Here is a 5,519-nt window from a genome sequence, read left to right on the forward strand (position 1 = left end):
GTTGCACCTGACGCTCCGCACCGTCGCGGAGGCCGTCGCCCAGGACCTGGCGTCGGCGGGGGCGCGGGCGGTGAGCGTCGGGGGGGTCCCCCGGTACGTCGGTGCGGTCGACGCGACGTGCGGCGCGGTGTACGTCACGTGCGGGGGGACGTCGGGCGTCGCGACGGTGACGTACGCCTCGAGCCTGCACGCCGAGGTGCTCGGGGGGCTGGGGGCCGCCTGCCGGCAGGTGCGCTACACCCGGACCGACCGCGTCGTGTACCGCCAGGACGTCCCCTGCGGCGCGACGTTCGACGTCGCGCCGGGCTTCGGGGACCGGCTCGCGCGGGGGGTGGACGCGCTGGCCCTGACGTTCACCTGCGCCGAACCGGACGCGAGCGGCGCGGTCGTCGAAACGGCCGACCCCACCACGTGCCCCGTCGGCGTGCGCGCCGCCCGCGTCGAGGTGTCCGGGACCGGCCCGTCGGGCGGGCGCACGGACACCGTGACCCTGGAGGTCGGCATGCCGAACGCACGAGGCCGAGGCCTCGGAGAGGAGACGCCATGAGGCGCGCGAGCCGACGTACGACCGTCCCCACCGGCCGGGGAGGCCTGCGCGACACGCGCGGGTTCCTGCTGGTGACGGTGGTGATCACGAGCCTGGTGTTGGTGGTGCTGGTCCTGGGCGCGGCGTTCGTGGCGCGCCTCGACCGGCAGGCGGCGGTGGAGCAACGCCGCGGCACGGGGGCGTACTACGTCGCGAAGGCGGGGATGGCGCACCTGGAGTCGGCGATGCTGCACGCGCTGCACGACGCCTTCGTCGCGTCGGGCGGCGCCGGCGGGAGCGGGCCCGGGACGGCCGGTGACCCGTGCGGGGTCGGGATCGAGGACGGGCTCGATTTCGGGGACGGCGTGCGGCTGTCGCCGAGCGACGCCGCGACGCGCCACGAGGCGACGTTCGAGCTGGAGGGGGGCGGCACGTACGACCTGTCGTACGGGGTCGAAGGGCCCCTGCTGTTGTTGCGGTCGGTGGGAAGCGACGGCGTGGCCCGCGCCACGGTGGACGTCGTCGCGACGGTCGGGGAGGGCGCCGCCTCGGTGTGGGACAACGCCCTCGTCGCGGGGACGTTGACGCCGGGGGCGGCGGGCGGGCTGGCGGGCACGATCGGCGTGTACGGCTCGATCCACATCATCGCGGGCGACGCGACGGTGGATACCGACGTCGACCTGACCGGCAACGCCGGCGTGTTCAACACGTACGCCGGGAAGGGCGACCCGCAGACCGACGTCCAGAGCGACGCGAACGCGGTGTTCGCCGACGATGCTCTGCGCTACCAGGACCTCTGTACGCGCGTGAAGATGGCGTCGGGGGACCTCGAGGTCGGGGCCCTCAACAGCGCCGCCGGCACCCGCGTCGGGGCGGCGGGCACGACGGAGGGCGTCCCGAACGCGATTGAGGGGATCTACCTCGACCTGGAGGCGGGGGATCACGCGGTGCGCTCGAAGGGCGAGGCGATCGACCCCGTCGCCGAACCCTACGTGTTCGTCCGCAACCCCGTCCTGGACTACGAGGCGTTCGCGTACACGTCGCTACCGAGCCTGGAGGACGCCGGCCACCCGCCCACCGAGGCGGCGGGCGTGCCGGTGCGGCGGGTGACCGCCGCGACGTGCCCGTGGATCGGTACGCAGGGGGGCGTGACCGCCCTGCGCCTCCCGCCCGACGACCCGAGCGCGGCGTGCGCCGACGAGGCCGGCGATCCAGTGTTCGCGTGGGACGCGGCGAACGACGTGCTCGAGGTGGTGCCCGCCGGACCGACGCCGGTCGCGTTCCCGGGGGCCGGTCTGGACGTGACGGGCGACGTCGCGTACCGCGGGGAGACGACCTGGTTCTTCGGGGCGGACGGCGCGGGCGGCGACCCGGCGTTCACCGCCGACGCCGTGCTGGGAGCGGCGCTCCGCCCGGCGGACGGCGACTACCTGACGGGGTCGGCGCTGGGCATCGTGACGAACGGCGACGTGACCGTCGACGCCGGACCGAACGACGTGGTCGCCGCGATGCTCTACGCCGCCGACACCGTCGACGTGGCAAAACAAACGACGATCTTCGGGACGGTGGTCGGGGAGACCGTCGTGATGCAGCAGGTGCCGCGCATCGCGACGAACCGGGCGCTGCCGGGCGTCGCGGCGACGTTGGGGATGCCCGGCGCGAACGAGGTGCAGGCGCCCGGCACCTTCCGCGTCCTCAGCGAGGAGCGCCGCTGAGCAGGGAGCCCACGACGGCGTCCGCCGCCCCGGCCAAGGGGCGGCGGACGCGTTTCGGGAGCGACCGAAACGGGGTGGGGGCGTGCCGGCGGGGAGGAGGCCCCGCGGCGGCGGGCCGGGCTCGGCCCGGCGGCGTCCTCAGGCGGGGACCTGGGTGGCCGCCTGGATCGCTTCGACGAACTGCTTCTTGGGTTGCGCCCCGAGGAGGCGCGCGTCGTTGCGTTCGCCGATGATGGTGTCGGGCACGCTGCTGATCTTGTAGGTGCGGCTCAGCACCGGGTACTCGTTCGCTTCGACGCCCTCGGCGATGATCGACTCGTTGCTCATGGCGAGATCGAAGATCGTGAGGACCGCCTGCGGGCAGTACGGGCAGGTGGGCGTGACGAACGTCTGCAGCGTCAACGGCGCGTCGAGGTCGCCGACCTTGTCCTCGCGCTCCTCGGCGGGGCCGCCCAGCATCCGGATGGTCTCGAGGAGGGTGGTGAACTCGTACCCGCTCGGGAGGCCGGTGAAGCGGAGGTTCGTGCGGGTCTCGCCCTTGCGGCGGAACAGCGTCGTCGGGGCGCGGGTGATGCCGGCCTCCTGGGCCTCCGCGTCGTCGGCGAGGGCGGCCTCGACGACGTGGATCTTGTCGTTGAGCTCGGCGAGTTCGTGCAGCAGTTCGAGGGTCTCGTCCTGGTAGCCCGTGGCGTCCTGTCCGGGGATCACGACGTCCCCGCCGGTCAGGACCTTCAGTTCGACCTCCTGCTCGAGGTCGGCCAGCATCGGAATGACCTGTTCCTTGACGTCGTCGGTGAGTAGCGGCATGGGTGCTCTCCTTCGGGGCCTCGGGGGCCGGGGCTGCGCGGCCCGAACGGCCTCCGCAGCGCAACTGTGAAGAGGGTAGCACATACCCCCCGAGGGTATGCAACGGGGGCGAACGTCCCCCCCCGGTGCTACCGTGACGCCATGCGCGACGGTCGCGACCCCGACGCCCTCCGCCCCCTCGCCCTCGACGTCGGCCGGCACCGCTGGGCGGAGGGCTCCGCCGACCTCACCTGGGGCGACACGCACGTCCGCGCCACCGTCACCCTCGACCCCGGCCTCCCCCCGCACCTCCGCGGCACGAAGTCGCGCAGCGGCTGGCTCACCGCGGAGTACGCGCTGCTGCCCCGCGCCACCGAGACGCGCCGCGGACGCGAACGCCTCTACGCCGGCGGGCGCAGCCAGGAGATCCAACGGCTCCTGGGGCGCGCCCTGCGGGCCGCCTGGGACCTGACGGCGTTCCCCAAGACGACGTTGATCGTCGACGTCGACGTCCTGCAGGCGGACGGCGGGACGCGCTGCGCCGGCGTCGTCGCCGGCTTCGCCGCCCTGCACGACCTCGCCGACCGCGGCGTCCGCGACGGCCGCCTGAGCGAATGGCCGCTCCGCCACGAGGTCGGCGCCGTCAGCGTCGGCCTCCTGGACGGCGCGATGGTCACCGACCTCGACTACCGCGAGGACGACGCCGCCGACCTCGACCTGAACGTCGTCGCCACCGCCGACGGACGCCTCATCGAGGTGCAGGGCGGCAGCGAACGCGGCCCCCTCGACCCCGAACGCTACGTCGCCCTCGTGGGGCGCGGCGTCGCCGCGGTCCCCCGCGTCCTCGACGCCATCCGGCCCGCCCTCGCGGGCGGAGGGGTCCGGTGAGCGCCGCCCTCGTCCTCGCCACCGGCAACCCCGGCAAGGTCCAGGAACTCCGCGCGGCGCTCGCCGGCGGGGCGACGACCGTGCACGCCCTCGCCGACCTCGCGCCGGACGCGCCGCCCCCACCCCCCGAGGACGCCCCCGACTACGCCGGCAACGCCGCGATCAAGGCCCGGCACGCCGCGGCGCACACCGGCCTTCCCGCCCTCGCCGACGACGCCGGCCTCGAGGTCGACGCGTTGGGCGGCCGGCCCGGCGTCCGGTCGGCGCGCTACGGCGGCCCCGGCCTCGACGACGCCGGCCGCGTCGCCCGTCTCCTGCACGAGCTCGACGGCGTCCCCGACGCGGAGCGCGGCGCGCGCTTCGTCGCCGTCCTCGCCCTCGCCACCCCCGACGGCACCGTGCACGCCACCTTCGACGGGCGCTGCGAGGGCCGCATCCTGCACGCCCCCGAGGGGGACGCCGGTTTCGGCTACGACCCGGTCTTCTTCGCGCACGATCTCGGACGGGGGTTCGGGGTCGCCGCCCCCGCCGACAAACGCCGCGTCAGCCACCGCGCCCGCGCCCTCGCCGCCTTCACCGCCTGGTGGGACGGCCCGGAGGGCCGCGCGCTGCGCGCGGCCCCCTCCGTCACGCACCCCTGACCGGGCAGGCCCTAGGATGACGTCACGCGGGCGCCCCGGCGCGCCCCCGAACGAGGAGGCCCCATGCACGCACCCGTCCCCACCCCACGCCACCGCGCGGCGCCCATCGCCCGCGCCGCCATGACCCTCGCGCTGCTGCTCGCCGCGGCGTTCGCCGCCGCCCAGGCGCCGCTGCCCGCCGACGCGCAAGCGCCCTACGACGCCGCCCGCGACGCCATGCGCCAAGCGATCGCCGACGACGTCCCGCCCTACCCCGACCAGCCCGCCTGGCGCGAGGCGACCCTGCAGGCGCGCCGCGCCGTCGACGCCGCCCCCGACGACCCCCGCACCCTCGGCCTGCTCGCCGAGGTGTACGCCCGCAGCACCTTCCACGTCCGCGCGTGGGAGGCCTGGCAGGCCTACCTCGCGACCGGCGCCGACCTCGACGCGACGCAGGCGCCGCTGTTCGTCGAGGCCGGCGAGGAGCTGGCCTGGAGCGCCTACGAACGCGGCGACCTCGAGACCGCCGCGGGGTACTACGACGCGATCCTCGACGCCATCCCCTTCCAGCGCGACGCGCGCGTCTGGATGGGCCGCATCCGCATGGAGCAGGGCCGCCCCGCCGACGCCCTCCCGTACTGGGAGGCCGCCGCCGAGCAGGACCCGACCGACGATCGCGCCGCCTACTTCGCGGACCTCGCCCGCGAGCAGGCGCGCTGGGGCGTCGCCGCCGAGACCGCCTTCCGCGCCGGCGTCACCGCCTACGAGGCCGGCGACCTGGCCGGCGCCGCGACGCAGTTCGCGCGCGCGACCCGCGCGAACGACGCCTACCCCGACGCGTGGGCGTGGCGGGGCCGCGTCGCCTTCGACCGCGGCGGCTTCGCCGCCGCCGAGGCGCACTACGCCCGGGCCGCCGACCTCGCGCCCGAGAACGAGCTCTACGCCTACTTCGAGGCGGAATCGGCGCGGCGCGCCGCCGACTGA

Annotated in this window: 6 protein-coding genes; 5 read left to right on the plus strand and 1 reads right to left on the minus strand. The window is 75.6% G+C overall.

All coding sequences use genetic code 11. From position 1 onward, the window contains the following. Positions 1 to 547: hypothetical protein (locus tag RI554_06815; protein ID MDR9391726.1), on the plus strand; the 547-nt coding region annotated here is incomplete at its 5' end. Next, entirely contained in the window at positions 544 to 2,241 is a 1,698-nt protein-coding gene (locus RI554_06820) for a hypothetical protein (protein ID MDR9391727.1), read from the plus strand. The genes RI554_06815 and RI554_06820, both read left to right, overlap by 4 nt. 138 nt (positions 2,242 to 2,379) lie before the next feature. Here the strand turns inward: RI554_06820 and RI554_06825 are convergent, their stop codons facing one another. Then, positions 2,380 to 3,048 (minus strand): thioredoxin family protein, encoded by a 669-nt coding sequence (locus tag RI554_06825; protein MDR9391728.1) that lies wholly within the window; start codon positions 3,046 to 3,048, stop codon positions 2,380 to 2,382. Positions 3,049 to 3,189: 141 nt separating this feature from the next. Here RI554_06825 and rph point away from each other — a divergent pair, with 141 nt between their 5' ends. The 3 genes from rph to RI554_06840 all read left to right on the plus strand — a co-directional run bounded on the left by rph (position 3,190) and on the right by RI554_06840 (position 5,519). Beyond that, positions 3,190 to 3,915, plus strand: coding sequence for a ribonuclease PH (gene rph / locus RI554_06830; GenBank protein MDR9391729.1), 726 nt, complete (start codon positions 3,190 to 3,192; stop codon positions 3,913 to 3,915). After that, positions 3,912 to 4,556 (plus strand): non-canonical purine NTP pyrophosphatase, encoded by a 645-nt coding sequence (locus RI554_06835; GenBank protein MDR9391730.1) that lies wholly within the window; start codon positions 3,912 to 3,914, stop codon positions 4,554 to 4,556. Before rph ends, RI554_06835 begins: the two co-directional genes overlap by 4 nt. A gap of 63 nt (positions 4,557 to 4,619) precedes the next feature. Next, positions 4,620 to 5,519 (plus strand): hypothetical protein, encoded by a 900-nt coding sequence (locus RI554_06840; protein ID MDR9391731.1) that lies wholly within the window; start codon positions 4,620 to 4,622, stop codon positions 5,517 to 5,519.

It is taken from the genome of Trueperaceae bacterium (assembly GCA_031581195.1).
Classification (GTDB): Bacteria; Deinococcota; Deinococci; order Deinococcales; family Trueperaceae; genus SLSQ01.

Bases quoted from the DNA above. Each gene is read 5' to 3' on its own strand.
- RI554_06820 (MDR9391727.1), top strand. From the start codon at position 544: ATGAGGCGCGCGAGCCGACGTACGACCGTCCCCACCGGCCGGGGAGGC.
- RI554_06825 (MDR9391728.1), bottom strand. From the start codon at position 3,048: ATGCCGCTACTCACCGACGACGTCAAGGAACAGGTCATTCCGATGCTG.
- rph (MDR9391729.1), top strand. From the start codon at position 3,190: ATGCGCGACGGTCGCGACCCCGACGCCCTCCGCCCCCTCGCCCTCGAC.
- RI554_06840 (MDR9391731.1), top strand. From the start codon at position 4,620: ATGCACGCACCCGTCCCCACCCCACGCCACCGCGCGGCGCCCATCGCC.